Origin of the sequence: Pseudonocardia sp. (assembly GCF_025465255.1) — a bacterium.
In the GTDB taxonomy this organism is placed as follows: Bacteria; Actinomycetota; Actinomycetes; order Mycobacteriales; family Pseudonocardiaceae; genus Pseudonocardia.
In genome coordinates this window covers 1-14,872 of the sequence record NZ_JAODNI010000127.1, presented here as the reverse complement: position 1 = coordinate 14,872, position 14,872 = coordinate 1, and the positions used below count along the sequence as shown (strand labels likewise).

At 73.1% G+C, this 14,872-nt stretch carries 18 protein-coding genes and 2 pseudogenes; 10 read left to right on the top strand and 10 right to left on the bottom strand.

What is annotated here, in order from left to right; translation table 11 throughout:
* Positions 1-57: 57 nt before the first annotated feature.
* From JWP64_RS15755 to JWP64_RS15730, 6 genes are read right to left on the bottom strand one after another with little or no spacing between them, the layout of a single operon-like run.
* Positions 58-1,179, bottom strand: coding sequence for an NAD-dependent epimerase/dehydratase family protein (locus JWP64_RS15755; protein WP_297497191.1), 1,122 nt, complete (start codon positions 1,177-1,179; stop codon positions 58-60).
* Complete coding sequence (locus JWP64_RS15750; RefSeq protein WP_297497188.1) at positions 1,176-2,204, bottom strand: branched-chain amino acid ABC transporter permease; 1,029 nt, start codon at positions 2,202-2,204, stop codon at positions 1,176-1,178. Before JWP64_RS15750 ends, JWP64_RS15755 begins: the two co-directional genes overlap by 4 nt.
* Positions 2,201-3,055, bottom strand: a complete 855-nt coding sequence (locus tag JWP64_RS15745; protein ID WP_297497186.1) for a branched-chain amino acid ABC transporter permease — start codon at positions 3,053-3,055, stop codon at positions 2,201-2,203. Before JWP64_RS15745 ends, JWP64_RS15750 begins: the two co-directional genes overlap by 4 nt.
* Positions 3,052-3,780 carry an ABC transporter ATP-binding protein gene (locus JWP64_RS15740; RefSeq protein ID WP_297497183.1) on the bottom strand — a complete coding sequence of 243 codons (729 nt, stop codon included), beginning with the start codon at positions 3,778-3,780 and terminating at the stop codon, positions 3,052-3,054. Before JWP64_RS15740 ends, JWP64_RS15745 begins: the two co-directional genes overlap by 4 nt.
* Complete coding sequence (locus tag JWP64_RS15735) at positions 3,777-4,538, bottom strand: ATP-binding cassette domain-containing protein (RefSeq protein WP_297497180.1); 762 nt, start codon at positions 4,536-4,538, stop codon at positions 3,777-3,779. Before JWP64_RS15735 ends, JWP64_RS15740 begins: the two co-directional genes overlap by 4 nt.
* Positions 4,535-5,740 (bottom strand): ABC transporter substrate-binding protein, encoded by a 1,206-nt coding sequence (locus JWP64_RS15730; protein ID WP_297497178.1) that lies wholly within the window; start codon positions 5,738-5,740, stop codon positions 4,535-4,537. Before JWP64_RS15730 ends, JWP64_RS15735 begins: the two co-directional genes overlap by 4 nt.
* A 191-nt stretch (positions 5,741-5,931) precedes the next feature.
* Between JWP64_RS15730 and JWP64_RS15725 the strand changes: the two genes are divergently transcribed.
* On the top strand, positions 5,932-7,224 hold the full coding sequence (locus JWP64_RS15725) for a bifunctional 3,4-dihydroxy-2-butanone-4-phosphate synthase/GTP cyclohydrolase II (RefSeq protein ID WP_297497175.1): 1,293 nt from the start codon (positions 5,932-5,934) through the stop codon (positions 7,222-7,224).
* A gap of 98 nt (positions 7,225-7,322) precedes the next feature.
* On the opposite strand, the gene JWP64_RS15720 is transcribed toward JWP64_RS15725, so the two are convergent.
* On the bottom strand, positions 7,323-7,457 hold the full coding sequence (locus tag JWP64_RS15720; protein ID WP_297497172.1) for a hypothetical protein: 135 nt from the start codon (positions 7,455-7,457) through the stop codon (positions 7,323-7,325).
* A 1-nt stretch (position 7,458) separates the two neighbouring features.
* A pseudogene (locus JWP64_RS15715) lies at positions 7,459-7,810 on the bottom strand (nitronate monooxygenase); the annotation flags it as partial.
* 112 nt (positions 7,811-7,922) lie between these two features.
* Between JWP64_RS15715 and JWP64_RS31545 the strand changes: the two are divergent.
* From JWP64_RS31545 to JWP64_RS31540, 5 genes and pseudogenes are all read left to right on the top strand, one after another.
* Positions 7,923-8,125, top strand: a pseudogene (locus JWP64_RS31545) (multicopper oxidase domain-containing protein); the annotation flags it as partial.
* Positions 8,126-8,263: 138 nt separating this feature from the next.
* The gene (locus tag JWP64_RS15710) at positions 8,264-8,923 is read left to right on the top strand and encodes an alpha-ketoglutarate-dependent dioxygenase AlkB (protein WP_297497248.1); all 660 of its coding nucleotides are present in this window, start codon (positions 8,264-8,266) and stop codon (positions 8,921-8,923) included.
* Between the two features lie 180 nt (positions 8,924-9,103).
* Positions 9,104-9,460 carry a nitrile hydratase accessory protein gene (locus JWP64_RS15705; RefSeq protein WP_297497169.1) on the top strand — a complete coding sequence of 119 codons (357 nt, stop codon included), beginning with the start codon at positions 9,104-9,106 and terminating at the stop codon, positions 9,458-9,460.
* Positions 9,461-9,477: 17 nt separating this feature from the next.
* Positions 9,478-10,605 (top strand): acyl-CoA dehydrogenase family protein, encoded by a 1,128-nt coding sequence (locus JWP64_RS15700; RefSeq protein ID WP_297497166.1) that lies wholly within the window; start codon positions 9,478-9,480, stop codon positions 10,603-10,605.
* Positions 10,580-10,774 (top strand): nuclear transport factor 2 family protein, encoded by a 195-nt coding sequence (locus JWP64_RS31540; protein ID WP_366890035.1) that lies wholly within the window; start codon positions 10,580-10,582, stop codon positions 10,772-10,774. The genes JWP64_RS15700 and JWP64_RS31540 overlap by 26 nt, the downstream gene beginning before the upstream one ends.
* A gap of 160 nt (positions 10,775-10,934) precedes the next feature.
* Here the strand turns inward: JWP64_RS31540 and dmpG are convergent, their stop codons facing one another.
* Positions 10,935-11,963: a 4-hydroxy-2-oxovalerate aldolase gene (gene dmpG, locus JWP64_RS15695; RefSeq protein ID WP_297497163.1), complete on the bottom strand. Its 1,029-nt coding sequence runs from the start codon at positions 11,961-11,963 to the stop codon at positions 10,935-10,937.
* Entirely contained in the window at positions 11,960-12,865 is a 906-nt protein-coding gene (locus JWP64_RS15690) for an acetaldehyde dehydrogenase (acetylating) (protein ID WP_297497160.1), read from the bottom strand. The genes dmpG and JWP64_RS15690 overlap by 4 nt, the downstream gene beginning before the upstream one ends.
* Before the next feature lie 40 nt (positions 12,866-12,905).
* Between JWP64_RS15690 and JWP64_RS15685 the strand changes: the two genes are divergently transcribed.
* From JWP64_RS15685 to JWP64_RS15670, 4 genes are all read left to right on the top strand, one after another.
* Positions 12,906-13,673 (top strand): IclR family transcriptional regulator, encoded by a 768-nt coding sequence (locus JWP64_RS15685; RefSeq protein ID WP_297497156.1) that lies wholly within the window; start codon positions 12,906-12,908, stop codon positions 13,671-13,673.
* Positions 13,674-13,717: 44 nt separating this feature from the next.
* The gene (locus tag JWP64_RS15680) at positions 13,718-14,185 is read left to right on the top strand and encodes an AraC family transcriptional regulator (RefSeq protein WP_297497154.1); all 468 of its coding nucleotides are present in this window, start codon (positions 13,718-13,720) and stop codon (positions 14,183-14,185) included.
* A gap of 10 nt (positions 14,186-14,195) precedes the next feature.
* Positions 14,196-14,630 (top strand): VOC family protein, encoded by a 435-nt coding sequence (locus JWP64_RS15675; RefSeq protein ID WP_297497151.1) that lies wholly within the window; start codon positions 14,196-14,198, stop codon positions 14,628-14,630.
* A 64-nt stretch (positions 14,631-14,694) separates the two neighbouring features.
* Positions 14,695-14,872: FAD-dependent oxidoreductase (locus tag JWP64_RS15670; RefSeq protein ID WP_297497245.1), on the top strand; the 178-nt coding region annotated here is incomplete at its 3' end.

The window sequence follows — 14,872 nt, the reverse complement described above, 5'->3', positions numbered from 1 at the left end:
CGCACGCCGCGTTAGGGATCCGCTCGTCGCCGGTGGGTGTGCCGGTCGGGCCACGGATCAGCCGGGAAGCACCCTCCGCTCCGTCAGCACCCGCAGCCAGTGCCGGAACGACAACTCGGTGTCGTAGGAGTCGCCGAAACCCGCCTGCCGGATCTTGACCGTGCTCACGAAGACCGGCGGCGGGGCCCCCGCGGCGCCGTGGGCGAAGCAGAAGTCGGCGTAGAAGTGGGACTCACCCAACAGCGCGTCGAGCGGGACCGGCCGCAGGCCCTCCCGGCGGACGACAGCATCCCAGACGGCGGCCTGCGCGGGCAGGAACTCCCCGAGCCGGACGGGGGTGTCCGGGCCGGCCTCGACGCCCAGCTCGTCGGCCAGCGCGGGCCAGAGATCCCGCCAGCCGAAGGCCTCACCGTTGGTGAGGTTGAAGATCTCGTCGCGGGCGCTGCGCGCGCCCGCGGCCCAGAGCGCGGCGTCCGCGACCAGCCGGACATCGACCGCCTCGGTCGCGTACGGGGCGCCGCCGGGGAAGCCGAACGGCAGCCCCAGCTCGCGGCACAGCGCGGCGTACACGCCGATCACCGGTGGCAGGTTCATCGCGACGCCGTGCGTCGGGCCGACCACCACCTGCGGGCGCAGGATCGTCCAGCCGAATCCGTGGGCCGCGGCGCTCTCCCGGAGGTGGTCCTCCTGGAGCCAGTAGAAGTCGGGGTGCGGGTCCCGAGGCTGTCGCTCGCGTGCCGGGACGGGGATCGGGTGCAGGTGGGCTCCGTAGGCCTTGGTGCCCTGCAACAGCGTGACGTGCTCGAGAGTCCGGACGAGCGGATCCAGCAGGTGGCGGAACATCATCGAATTCGTCTGCATCTGGTCGTCGTCGCCCCAACCGCGGACCAGCCCCGGCTTCTCGAACAGCGCGGTGAAGACGAGATGGCTCGCCGCCACGTCCCGGACCGCCTCCGCGGTGGCCGCGGCGTCCCGGAGATCGACGGCGAGGTGCCGGAACGGGACGTCCCGCACCGTCTCCGGACGCCGCCGGGACAGGGCCACGACGTCCCACCCCGCCATGGCGAACGACTCGACCGCCGCGGCCCCCACCAGCCCGCTCGCACCCGCGACGAGAACGATAGCGGGACCGCCGTGGTGCCCGGGCCCGGCGCCGGCGCGGGAGAGCCCTCGGGTCACCGGCGGTTCCCCCGTACCCGCTGCACCGCGGCCCGCCAGATCCCGATCAGGCCGTCCGGGGAGAGCAGCAGCGCCGCCGCCAGCACCCCGCCCAGCACGATCTTGTCCGCGTCGCCGCCGAGCGAGGCGAGCTGCTGCTGGCTCGTCAGCAGCGCCGCCCCGACCAGCGGGCCCAGCAGCAGCCGGCGGCCCGGCAGGATCACCGCGGTGAGCATGAACAGGAGGAACGTCGGCGAGAGCAGGTCCGGGCTCACGTAGCTGCGCTGGTAGGCGTAGAGCCACCCGGCGAGCGCGGTGACCGGCGCGGACAGCACGAATACCAGGACGCGGGTGCGCCGCACGTCGACGCCCATGGCGGTGGCCAGGTCCCCGTTCATTTGGGCCATCAGCGCCGTCGTGCCCAGCCGGGAACGGCGGAAGCGCGCGACGAGCAGCACCACCAGGACGAGGAACACGAGCGCGATCGGCCACAGCTCCGCGTTCGTCCGGGCCACGTAGGTCCCGTCGACGGCCGGCAGTTCGAACACGGGCACGCCGACGATCCCGTCCGAACCGCCGAGAGCGCCCGTGTTCTGCACGACCGTCAGGCCGATGATCGCCGCCGCGTAGGTGACCAGGGAGAACACGAACTCCCGGGTCCGCAGCGTGGCGAGGCCGAGCAGGAGCGCCAGCACCGTCGTGACGGCGACCGACGCGAGCAGCGCCGGCAACGGCGACCAGCCGGCGTTCACCGTGACCAGGGCGGTCGTGTACGCGCCGGCCGCCCAGAACAGCGTGTGCCCCAGGCTGACCTCCCCGAGGTAGGACAGCACGATGTCCACGCCGTAGGACATCATCGCGAAGATCGCGATCAGCACGACGGTGGCGAAGATCCGGTCCGAGCCGCCGAGCAGGGTGGGCAGCAGGTAGGCGAGGACGACGAGCACGAGCCATCCCAGGGCGCGGGCGGCGCCCGGCAGCCCGCGCCGGTTCCCCGCCGCCGAGGGCGGTGCGTCGACGGGTGTGCCCAGATCCGCGGTGGTCATCGTGCCTTCAACCCCTGTGGCCGGACGACGAGGACGACGAGCAGCAACACGAAGGCGGCGGCCGTCGAGTAGGCGGGCGGGAAGTACGTCCCGAAGACGGCCGTGAACAGGCCGAGGCCCATCCCGACCACGAGGCCGCCGATGAGGTTGCCGATCCCGGCGAGGACCACGACGAGGAACGTGATGATCACTTCCTCGAACCCGATCGACGTCAGGATCGGGCTGCGCGGCGCGACCACCGCTCCGGCGAGGGCGGCGCAGACCGCCGAGAACACGAACACCACCAGATAGACGCGGCCCGCGTCGATCCCGTAGAGCTGCGCCAGCTTCGGGTCCTCGGCGACACCTCGGACCATCCGGCCGACGTTCGTCCGGCCGAGGACGTAGAACGCCACGGCGTAGAGCACCAGGGCCAGCACGATGATCACCACGTCCTGACCGGTGAACCGCGCGCCGCCGAGCGAGAGGTCCTGGCGCTGGAACGGGCTGTCGATGATCTGCGGGTCGCCCCCGAAGATCAGCCCGGCCCCGCCCTGGAGCAGGTAGCCGAACGCCAGGGTGACGAGCATGAGGCTGACGATGTTCTGATCCAGCGTCAGCCGGGTCATGAGCAGCTGCAGGACCACGGCCAGCGCCGCGACCGCCACGAGCGCCACCGGGATCGCCACCAGGTACGGCAGCCCGAACCGGGTTGTCGCGAACCAGGTGACGAAGGCGCCGAGCATGTAGAGCTGCCCGTGCGCGAAGTTGACCAGTCGCGCCGCGCTGAGCAGCACGGTCCAGCCGACGGCGAGCAGCGCGTAGCCCGCGCCGAGCGCGAGCCCATTGACCAGCTGCGACACCACGTTCACGCGCCCAGCCCACCCAGGTAGGCCCGCGCGACACGCTCGTCGTCGCGCATCTCCGCGGCGCTGCCCGATCCGCTCACCCGGCCCTGGTCGAGCAGGTAGAGCCGATCCGCGACCTCCAGGGCCGCCCGCACGTTCTGCTCGACGAGCAGCACGGACAGCCCGTCGTCGACCAGCCGCCGGATGTGCTCCAGCACCTGCATGACCAACCGCGGCGCGAGCCCCACGGACGGCTCGTCGAGGATCAGCACCCGGGGCGCGGCCCGCAGCGCCCGGCCGATCGCGACCATCTGGCGCTCACCTCCGCTCAGCGTGGAGCAGCGGGCCGTGGCCCGGTCCCGGAGCTGGGGGAAGACGCCGTAGACGTCGTCGATCCCGTAGCGGCGGCCCGGTGCGTCCTTCGCCGGCCGGACCAGGCGCAGGTTCTCGTCCACCGTCATGCCGTCGAACACACCCTTTCCCTCGGGCACCAGGACGAGGCCGAGGCCGGTGCGACGGTGCGCGGGGATCCGGACGACGTCCCGGCCGGCCAGCCGGACCGCCCCGGTAACCGTCGGGCGGCCGCGGGACCATCCCGCGACGGCGTTGACCAGGGTCGACTTGCCGGCCCCGTTCGCCCCGGCCACGGCGACGAGCTCGCCCTCCCGGACGTCGAGGTCGACGCGGTCGACGGCGACACTGTGCCCGTAGCCGACCCGCAGGTCCGCGACCTGCAGCAGCGCGCTCACGCCGTCTGTCCCAGATAGGCCTCGAGCACCGCGGGATCCTGCTGCACCTCGTCCGGCGGCCCGTAGGCGACGGGCTCGCCGCGGTCGATCACGAGCAGCCGGTCCACGATCTCCATCACCAGGTCCATGTGGTGCTCGATCAGGACCACCGCGAGGCCGCGGGTGCGCAGCTCCCGCAGCAGGTCTGCGAGCGCGCGCATGTCGTCGCCGCCGACCCCCGCCGCCGGCTCGTCGACCAGCAGGACCTTCGCACCCGCACCGTGCGCGAGCACCACCGACAGCACGCGCTGCAGGCCGTAGGGCAGGTCGTCGGGGCGGGTGTCGTGGTGGGCGGGCCCGATCCCGAACTCGGCGAGCAGGTCCCGCGCGGCGGCGCGGCACTCCCGCCGCGCCCGCGCCTCGCGCCACGGTGTGACGATCGACCCGCCGAGGCCGGTGCCGCGCTCGACCTGGAACGCGGTCATGGCGTTCTCCAGCACGCTCAGCCCGCCGAAGAAGGAGTTCTGCTGGAAGGTGCGGCGCAGTCCGCGCCGCGCGAGCTGCTGCGTGGGCACGCCGCGCGTGTCCTCGCCGAACAGCCGGACTTTCCCGGTGTGCCGCACCACGTTGGTCACCGCGGCGAAGCTGCTGCTCTTGCCGGCGCCGTTGGGTCCGATGATGCCGAGGATCTCGCCCCGGTCGACCTCCCAGGACACGTCGGCGAGCGCCTGCAGGCTGCCGTAGCGCACGGCCAGCGACCGGACGGTCAGTGCCGTCACCTGTTCCAGACCTCGTCCGGCACCGGTATCTCGTCCAGGACCTTGATCTTCCCGCCCTCGACGGTGAACGCGTAGACCTTCGTCTCCATCTGGCCCTTGTCGGTGAAGCGGACGTCGCCCATCACCGTGCCGGTGAACGTCTGCCCGTGGATCGCGTCGGCGACGGCGGCCCGGTCCGTGGTGCCTGCCTTCTGCACCGCCTTCGCCCACACGTCGACGCTCTGCGCGCCCAGCGCCGCGTACTTGTCCGGCGGGTTGCCGGTCTTCTGCGCGAAGGCCTGGGCGAAGCGCTGGTTCTCGGCGTAGCCGGTGAACGGCGCGACGTCCGGGAAGTAGATGTCCGCGGAGTACAGGCCGTCGACGGCCGCGCCGCCGGCCAGCTCGACGACCTTCGGCGACACCGTGCCCAGGGCGGCGAGGTGCGGGGCGCCGATGCCGGAGCGGGCGTACTGCTGCGCGAGGGCGGGCATGCCGGACGACTCGGCGGCGTTGGCCGAGAACACCGCGTTCGGCGCGGCCCCCTGGATGTTGCTCAGGGGCACCCGGAAGTCCGTCGCCGCGTAGTCGAACGCCTGCTGCGACGCGACGGTCACGCCCGCGGGCTGCAACTGCTCGGCCAGAAGCTTTCCGATGTCGTTGCCGTAGGCGTCGTTCTCCAGCAACAGGCCGACCGACTTCGCGCCCAGCCGGGTCGTGAGGTACTGCCCCGCGACGTACGCGCCGACGCCGTTGCCGGCGTTGAGCCGGACGGCGTCCGGGTCCGCCCCGCCGAGGATCGTCGCGTTCTGCGGGATCGTCGTGATGTTGAGGATGCCGGAGCGCACCAGCACGGGCTGGATCGCCAGCGTGACCGGGCTGTTCCAGCCGCCCATCACCACCGCGACGCCGCCACCGGCGAGCTCGGTCGCGGCGCTCACCCCGTTCGCCGGGTTGCTCTGGTCGTCCTTGGCGACGATCTCCAGCTGGCGGCCCTGCACTCCCCCGGCGGCGTTGACGAGGTGGGCCTGCACCTGCACGGCGTCCAGGACGTCCTGGCCGTTCGGCCCGGCGGGGCCGCTGAGCGGGACGATCACACCGATCTTGAGGGGACCCGACGTGCCGCCGCTCGCCCCTCCCGTCGGGGACGTGCCTCTGTTGGCACATCCGGCGAGGAGCGCCGCGACGAGCGCGACGGCCAGGACCCACAACCTTGTGAGCTTCACGGAAAACTCCAGCTTCGTCGGCCTCGACGGGCGGCCGTACTACTCGGGCCGTCATCGTGCCGACCGGGGACACACACGGTCAAGCGTTCGTTCAGTTGGCCATCGCGGCGTTCGCCGCAGCGTGACACGAATCTCAGGAGTGTCTTGTTCTCGGACACCTCATGCACCCGCATCAGACGTACCGTCCGGTCATGGCACGAGCTGACGGCAGTGCGGCCGCGACGGACCTCTCGACCCACCGGGTGGAGCAGGCCCTGGCGGAGCTGCGACGCGGGCGGATGGTCCTGGTCGTCGACGACGAGGACCGCGAGAACGAGGGCGACCTCATCATGGCGGCCGAGATGGCCACCCCCGAGGCGATGGCCTTCATGATCCGGCACAGCAGCGGCATCCTCTGCGTCGGCCTCACCGCCGAACGCGCCGAAGAGCTGCGCCTGCCGCTGATGGTCGACCACGGCGACGACCCCCGCGGCACCGCCTTCACCGTCTCCGTCGACCTCAAGGCCGGCACCACCACGGGCGTCTCCGGTGCCGACCGGGCGCTGACCGTGCGCGCCCTCGCCGACGTCGCCACCCGCCCCGCCGACCTCTGCCGACCCGGCCACGTCTTCCCGCTCATCGCCCGCCCCGGCGGGGTCCTGCAGCGCGCCGGCCACACCGAGAGCTCCGTGGACCTCTGCCGCCTCGCCGGCCTCGAGGCAGCCGGCGTCCTGGCCGAGATCACCAACGACGACGGCACCATGGCGCGGCGCCCCGAACTCCGCGGCTTCGCCGCCGAGCACGGGCTGGTCACGCTCGCCGTCGCGGACATCGTCCGGTACCGCCGCTCCACGGAGACCCTGGTGCGCCGCGAGGCGGCCGGGCGGGTCCCGTCGGACCACGGCGAGTTCACGGCCGTCTCCTACCGCTCCGTCACCGACGGCATCGAGCACGTCGCCCTCGTGATGGGCGACGTCGACCAGCGCGGCGCCGAGCCCGGCACCCCGTCGGCCGAGCCGGTGCTGGTCCGGGTGCACTCCGAGTGCCTGACCGGGGACGTCTTCGGCTCCCGGCGCTGCGACTGCGGCGAGCAGCTCGACGCCGCGATGGGCCGGATCGGCAAGGAGGGCCGCGGCGCGGTCGTCTACCTGCGCGGGCACGAGGGCCGCGGGATCGGTCTGTCCCACAAGCTCCGCGCCTACACGCTGCAGGACGCCGGGATGGACACCGTCGAGGCCAACCTCGCCCAGGGCCTGCCCGTGGACAGCCGCGAGTACGGCTTCGGCGCCGCCATCCTGCGGGACCTCGGCGTCACCGACATCCGGTTGATGACCAACAACCCGGCGAAGTACCGCGGCCTGGCCGGGCACGGCGTCAGCATCGCCGGCCGGGAGCCGATCATCGTCACCCCGAACCCGGACAACCTGAGCTACCTGACCACCAAGCGGACCCGGATGGACCACGCCCTGGGCACCGGCGAGGACGCGGGCACCGAGGTCTCCTGAGCAGGTCTCCCGAGCGGGTTTCCTGCGCGGTACGACGAAGCCCCCGGACGGTGACCGTCCGGGGGCTCTCGCGTGCGGGGCGGGGATCTGCGCCGTCCCTAGCTGCCCGCGACCGCGGCCGGCGTGCCGACCGCCGCGGCGAGGCGGCCGGTGATGATCTCCTCCGCGTCGCGGACGATGCGGGTGACCAGCTCCTCGCACGTGGGGATGTCCCGGATCAGGCCCTGGACCATGCCCGCGCTCCAGAGACCTCGCGGCCCCGTGCCCCACGCTGGTGCACTTGTGGATCACCTTGATCCCGTTCGCGTGGAAGTGCCTCAGGTGCTCGGTCGGGTTCGCCCCGGCCGTCTCCACGAAGGGGACCCCCCTCGTCGATGATCGCCTGCCGGTACTCCGCGTACGGCGGCGGCGTGATCGCCGGCAGGATCGTCACGTTGACGCCGAAGGGCTTGTCCGTGAGCTCGCGGCCGCGGCGGATCTCCGCCCGCAGGTCGTCCGGCGTCGGCTGGGTCAGTGCCGTGAGGAAACCCAGGCCGCCCGCGTTCGCGACGGCGGCGACCAGCGGTGCCCGCCCGACCCACTGCATCCCGCCCTGTACGACGGGGTGCTCGATACGCGGTGGGCCGCCGGCTCGGGTTCGTCGACGGCGTCCCCGGTCTGTGGTGGACGGTCAACGGGCACCTGTTCCGGACGTCCCGATGTTCACCGTCCGCGAGGGCGACGTCGTGCGCATCGCCAACTCCAGCGGGGACGTTTACCCGATGCACCTGCACGGCCACCACGCGGTGGTGCTGGCGCGCGACGGGATCCCGGCTACCGGCAGCCCGTGGTGGGTCGACTCGCTCGACGTCGAGGACGGGCGTCCTACGACATCGCGTTCGTCGCGGACAACCCCGGGATCTGGATGGACCACTGTCACAACCTCACGTATGCGGCGGAGGGGTTGGTGGCGCACCTGATGTACGAGGGCGCGACGGAGCCCTACGTGGTGGGCGGGACGGGGGGAACGCGCCGGAGTAGCAGATGGGAGGGTTGCCGGGTGACGCTCGAACTGCTCCCGCGCGAACGCCGCGTGCTCGGGCCCGGCGCGGTGCACGTGCCGGACTGGCTCGACGTCGCCCGGCAGCGCGAGCTGGTCGAGGCGTGCAGGGGCTGGGCGTCCGAAGGGCCGGGGATACGCGCCGCGACGCTGCCGAACGGCGGCCGGATGACCGTCCGGATGGTGTGCCTGGGCTGGCACTGGATCCCCTACCGCTACTCCCGCACCCGCGACGACCAGGACGGATCCCCGGCGATCCCGTTCCCGGGGTGGCTCGGCGACCTCGGCCGCGCCGCCGTCCGGGACGCCTACGGGGACCCGCTGCTCGCCTACGAGCCGGACGTCGCGATCGTCAACCACTACGCCGACGACGCCCGGATGGGCCTGCACCGCGACGTCGAGGAGAAGGCGCCGGACCCGGTCGTCTCGCTGTCGCTCGGCGCGCCGTGCGTGTTCCGGTTCGGCAACACCGAGTCCCGCGGGCGGCCGTGGACGGACGTCGAGCTGCGCTCCGGGGACCTGATCGTGTTCGGCGGGGAGTCCCGGCGGGCCTACCACGGAGTGCCCGGGCTGCTGCCGCACACGGCCGCCGACCTCGCGGACATCGGGCTGGGCCGGGGGCGGCTGAACATCACGCTGCGGGTGTCCGGGCTGGGGTGAGCCGCGGGGGCCCGAGCCGGACAGACCGGACTACACCGCGACGGGTCCGGGCGACGGCGCGAACGACGAACACGTCGTGGTCGTCGAGAACACGCCCGAGGTGCACATCCTGTCCTCCGAGGAGCTCACCGCCCTGGTCACAGGGGACGCGATGGTGGGCGTCGCGCGGGTGAGCACGCCGTGACCGCGCCCCTGGCGATCGACGGGCCCGCCGCTCCCCCGCGGTCCAACGGCGAGCTGGTCTTCGCCGCGCACTGGGAGAGCCGGGCGTTCGGGATGGCCGTGTCGCTGCACGAGGCCGGCGCGTTCGAGCGGGCGACGTTCCAGGCCGCGCTGATCGCCCGGATCGCGGCCTGGGAAGCCGCGCCGGAGGGCGAGTGGAGCTACTACGAGCACTGGCTCGGCGCGCTCGAGGACGTGCTCGCCGGCGACGGGACGGTCCCCGCGGGTGAGCTCGACGCGCGCGCGGCGGTGCTCGCCGCCCGGCCTGCCGGACACGACCACGGGGATCACGACCACGGCGACCACGGGCACTGATCTGCGAGGATCACGTCGTGAGTGCTCGAGACGCCGCGCTGGTGCGGCTCGGTGAGGAACGCGCCGCCGCCCTGCTCCCCCAGCCTCCGGACCGGCCGCTGGACCGCGCCTCACTCCTGCGCGTGTTCGCCGGGCTGCGGGACACCGGCTTCCTGGGCTCGACCCTGCCGCCCGAGCGGGGCGGCATGAGCCATTCCGCCTTCGGCTCGCTCGTCGAAGGCGTCGGCGGCGGGCTCCCGTTCCTGTCCAACCACAGCGTGCAGCGCTACCTGCACGCGTCGGGCTCGGACGGCGTGTGCGCACGCTGGCTCCCACCGCTCCTCGCGGGCCGGGCGATCGGGCTGGTCGCGATCACCGAACCGCACGGGGGCTCGCAGGTGGCGGACGTCCGCGCGGAGGTGCGCCGCACCGCCGAGGGGCTGCGCCTGTACGGCGCCAAGACATGGCTGGTCCACGCGACGGTCGCCCACGTGGCGGTCGTGCTCGCCCGCGGACCGGACGGCGCCCCCGTGCGCGTCGTCGTCGACCTCGACGGACCGGGGGTCCGGCGCGCCCCGATGCCCACCAACGGCCTGCGCTACCTCCCGTTCGGCTCCCTGGAGTTCGACGGCTGCCCGGTCCCCGACGACGCGGTCCTCGCCGGGGACGGGGTGGCGGCCACCAAGATCGGGTTCGCGGTCGCGCGCTCGCTCGTCGGGGTCCAGGCCGTCGCGCTCGCGCAGCGGGCCCTCACCCACACGGTGTACCGGCTCGCCGGCCGGACCGCCCGTGGTCGTCCGGTGACCTCGTCGGACGTGGTGCGCCACCGGGTCGGGGCGATGGCCGGGCGGGTCGAGGCGGCCCGGCTGCTCTGCTACGAGGCGCTGGCGGGGGTCGACGACGCCCGTCCCGGGTGCGACGCGCTCGCGGCGGCGGCGAAGGTGCTCGGGACGGACGTCGCCCGGGACGTCACCACCGAGTGCGTCGAGCTCTGCGCCGGGGCCGGGGCGGCGGCGGACTCCGTCCCCGCCCGCTGCCGGGACGACGCCGCCCTGCTCGCCACCGCGGACGGCACCTCCCTGGTCAACCAGACGATCTGGGGCGGGCACGTCGTCCGGGAGCTGCTGCGGGAGCGTCCCGATCTCCGGCAAGGTCCGGAGGCATGACCCCGAGGACGCGCTCGCGCTTCAGCAGCTCCTGGCGGACTACGGCCACGTCGTCGACGACCACGACCGGGATCGCGCCCACGAGGTCTTCGCCGAGGACTTCGTCTTCGACCGCAGCGCGCTCGGCACGTGGGGCGGCGCGCGGCGCGACCGCGCTTCGGGGCGCTGACCTGGCGCGACGCGCGCGAATCTGCGCCACGCGCGGGCTCGACCGCGCGCGTGGCGCGAGAACCCGCGCGTCGGCTGCGTCGACCCGGCCGGACCCGAGCCGCCTGAGTGGCTCGAGCAGCCCAGGCTGGCGCTTGAGCCACAAGAGCGTCGGGAGAGGCTCAGCCCCGCTCCGCCGCCAGCCCGATCGCGACGTCGATGATCATGTCCTCCTGGCCGCCGACGTACCCGAGCTCGCCGCAGCGCCGCAGGATCTCGTGCGCCGGGACCTTGTACCGCTCCCCCGCCCGTTCCGCGTGCAGCAGGAACGACGAGTACACCCCGGCCCAGCCCTGGACGATCGCGTTGCGGTCCATCTTGGGCCAGCGTTGCAGGTACGGCCGGACGACGTCCTCGGCCGCGTCGAGCAGCGCGGACACGTCCACCCCGGTGTCGACGCCGAGCCGGTCGAACACCGCGGCGAGCACCTCCGTCGGCGAGTTCCCGGACCCCGCGCCTAGCGCGCAGAGGGACCCGTCGATCGAGCGGACGCCCGATTCCCACGCGATCACGGAGTTCGCGACGCCCATGCTCATGTTCTGGTGGCCGTGGTACCCGACCCACGCCTCGTCGCCGACCTCGGCCACCAGCGCGTCGAACCGCGCCTTGGCCTCGTGCATCAGCAGCGCGCCCGCGGAGTCCGTGACGTACGGGCACTGGCACCCGGCCTCGACCATGATCCGCGCCTGCTTCGCCAGGTCCTCGGGCGACGTGCGGTGCGCCATCATCAGGAACCCGACGGTCTCCATGCCCAGCTCGCGGGCCGCGGCGAAGTGCTGCGGGGACACGTCGGCCTCGGTGCAGTGCGTCGCCACGCGCACCATCTCCGCACCCGCGTCGCGGGCACGCTTCAGGTCGTCGACGGTGCCGATGCCGGGCACCAGCAGCACTGCGATCCTGGCCGTGGTCACCTCGTCGCGGGCGGCGGCGATCAGCTGCATCTCGTCGGTGCCGGAGAAGCCGTAGTTGAACGACGAGCCGCCGATGCCGTCGCCGTGGGAGACCTCGATCCACTCGACCCCCGCCGCGTCGAGCGCCCGGACGGTGTCCCGGACCTGGGTCTCGGTGAAGCGGTGGGCCATCGCGTGCGACCCGTCACGGAGGGTCGTGTCGATCAGCCTGATGTCGTGCGCGAGCTCCGGGCGGGTCATGCGGGCACCTCCAGCTTGGCCTGCGCCATCAGCTCGCCCACCCGGGCGGCCGCGGCGGTCATGATGTCGAGGTTCCCGGCGTACGGCGGCAGGAAGTCGCCGTTGCCCTTGACCTCCAGGAACACCGCCACCCGCGCATGCCCGCCCCACTCGGGCGCGGGCTCGTCGAACTGCGGTTCCGCGCGGAGCGTGTAGCCGGGGACGTACTGCTGGACGTCGGCCACGACCTCGTGGATCGACGTCGTGATCGCCGCCCGGTCCGCCTCGGCGCCGATCATGCAGTACACGGTGTCGCGCATGATCATCGGCGGTTCGACGGGGTTGAGCACGATGATCGCCTTGCCGCGGTCCGCTCCCCCGACCTCCGCGACCGCCGCACCGGTGGTGTGGGTGAACTCGTCGATGTTCGCCCGGGTCCCCGCACCGGCGGAGCGCGACGCGATCGACGCGACGATCTCCGCGTACGGCACCGGGGTGATCCGCGAGACGGCGTGGACGATCGGGATCGTCGCCTGCCCGCCGCAGGTGATCATCGAGACGTTCGGGGCCTCGAGATACTCGGCGCCGTTGACGGCCGGCGACACCATCGGCCCGAGGTGTGCGGGGGTGAGGTCGACGGCCTGGATGCCGGCCTCCGCGTAGCGCGGCGCGTTCGCGGCGTGCGCCTTCGCCGACGTCGCCTCGAAGACGATCTCCGGCAGCGGGTCCTGGCGCAGCAGCCAGTCCACGCCCTCGGCGGACGCCTCCACGCCGAGCTCCCGCGCCCGCGCGAGCCCCTCGGACTCGACGACGCCGACCATGTAGCGGACCTCGATCACGCTGCTGCGCTGCAGCTTGGCAAGCAGATCGGTGCCGATGTTGCCCGGCCCCACGATCGCCGCCAGAACCCTGTCCCTCGCCATGGAATGGACTCTGGCAGCAGCACGGGCGCACGATGAAGCAGTGCGTTCCACTCAGCCGAACGATGCCGTCCCGAACTCCGTGCTGGGCCGGGCGCTCACGCTCCTCACCGCATTCCGCCCCGGCGAGGACGAGCTGACCCTTGCGGAGCTGCACCGGCGGACCGGGATCGCCAAGCCCACGGCCCACCGGCTGCTCGGCGAGCTCGTCGACTGGGACATCGTGGAGCGGACACGGACGGGCATCCGGCTCGGCATGCGGCTGTTCGAGCTCGGCCAGCTCGTGCCCCGCCAGCGGAGCCTGCGGGAGGCCGCGGCCCCGTTCCTCACCGACCTCTTCGAGGCGACCCACGAGACGGTGCACCTCGCCGTCCCGGACGGGATCGAGGTCGTCTACGTGCAGAAGCTCGACGGCCGCCGCGGGCCGGCCGTCGCGTCGCGGGTCGGCGGCCGGATGCCCGCGTACTGCACCGGCGTCGGCAAGGTGCTGCTCGCGTTCGCCCCGCCGGAGCGGTTCGCGGCGGTCGTCGCCGCCGGGCTGGAGCGCCGGACGCCCCGGACGGTCGTCGCCCCCGGGTTGCTGGCGTCGGAGCTGGCGGCCGTCCGGGAGCGCGGGGTCGCGCTGGAGCACGAGGAGTCTACGGTCGGGATCACCTGCGTCGCCGCCCCCGTGTTCGACGGCGAGGGCCCGGCCGTGGCGGCCATCTCGATCACCGGTTGGGTGAACCGCCTGGACCCGGACCGCTTCGCGCCCGCCGTCCGCACCGCCGCACTCGGGATCTCGCGCTCGCTGCGCGGCCGAGCGGGCTGACGGAACCGGCTTCCACGGACCCCTCCCGGCGGTAGCCTCGCCGCATGAGCGGGACGACGGCCGCCCGGCGCGAGGTCCCTGCGGAGCTGCTCGTCCACCTCCGCCGGGCCCGGGACCACATCGACCGCTGCCATGCCGCCCCGCTGGACCTCGACGAGCTCGCCCGCGTGGCGGGGATCTCCAAGTTCCACTTCGCCCGGTGCTTCGCCGCGACCTACGGCGAGACGCCGATCCGCTACCTCACCCGGCGGCGGATCGAGCGGGCGCAGGACCTGCTGCGCGGCGCCAACCTGACGGTCACCGAGGTCTGCATGCTCGTCGGGTTCGCCAGCCTCGGGTCGTTCTCGTCGCGGTTCACCGAGCTCGTGGGCGAGAGCCCCACCGCGTACCGCGACCGGTTCGCGTCCCGGGGTCTCCCGCACATCCCGGGCTGCTACCTCTTCATGCACGGCGTGCTCGCGTCCGTGGATCGCGCAAGCTCGGAGAAGCCCGGCCCGGGCAGGGCGCCGTAGCGTCCACCGCATGATCACGAATGTCTCGCTGACCACCGTCTACTGCCTGGACCAGGACGACGCCAAGCGCTTCTACGTCGACGTCCTGGGCTTCGAGCCCCGCACCGACACCCGGATGGGCGAGGACTTCCGCTGGGTCACGATCTCGCACCCGAGCCAGCCCGAGCTCGAGGTCACGCTGATGACCCCGGGCCCGCCGCTGAACGACGAGGCCGCCGCCTTCCTCCGCCGCCAGCTCGAGAAGGGCGAGTGGGGCGGCCTCGGCCTGCGCGTCGACGACTGCCGCAAGACCTACGAGGAGCTCAGCGCCAAGGGCGTGGCCTTCCTGCAGCCACCCTCGGACCGGCCCTACGGCATCGAGGCCGTCATGCGGGACAACTCGGGGAGCTGGCTGGTCCTGGTCGAGCCGAAGGCGTCCGCATCCGAGGACCTGCCGAACGCCTGACGATTTCTTGCTGTTCCGGCAAAACAGCTTGTCAGTCCCGCCGCAGCGAGCGCACCGTGGCGGCATGAACGAATTCGACGTGGTCGTGATCGGCGGCGGTGCCGCCGGGCTCAGCGGCGCGCTGACCCTGACCCGGGCCCGCCGCTCGGTCCTGGTCCTCGACGCCGGCGAGCCGCGCAACGCGCCCGCCACCGGTGTCCACGGCTTCCTGACCCGGGACGGGCTGCGGCCGAGCGAGCTCG

Coding starts and splice junctions, on each gene's coding strand:
- JWP64_RS15750 (WP_297497188.1), bottom strand. CDS start 2,204: ATGACCACCGCGGATCTGGGCACACCCGTCGACGCACCGCCCTCGGCG.
- JWP64_RS15725 (WP_297497175.1), top strand. CDS start 5,932: ATGGCACGAGCTGACGGCAGTGCGGCCGCGACGGACCTCTCGACCCAC.
- JWP64_RS15720 (WP_297497172.1), bottom strand. CDS start 7,457: ATGGTCCAGGGCCTGATCCGGGACATCCCCACGTGCGAGGAGCTGGTC.
- dmpG (WP_297497163.1), bottom strand. CDS start 11,963: ATGACCCGCCCGGAGCTCGCGCACGACATCAGGCTGATCGACACGACC.
- JWP64_RS15690 (WP_297497160.1), bottom strand. CDS start 12,865: ATGGCGAGGGACAGGGTTCTGGCGGCGATCGTGGGGCCGGGCAACATC.
- JWP64_RS15680 (WP_297497154.1), top strand. CDS start 13,718: ATGAGCGGGACGACGGCCGCCCGGCGCGAGGTCCCTGCGGAGCTGCTC.
- JWP64_RS15675 (WP_297497151.1), top strand. CDS start 14,196: ATGATCACGAATGTCTCGCTGACCACCGTCTACTGCCTGGACCAGGAC.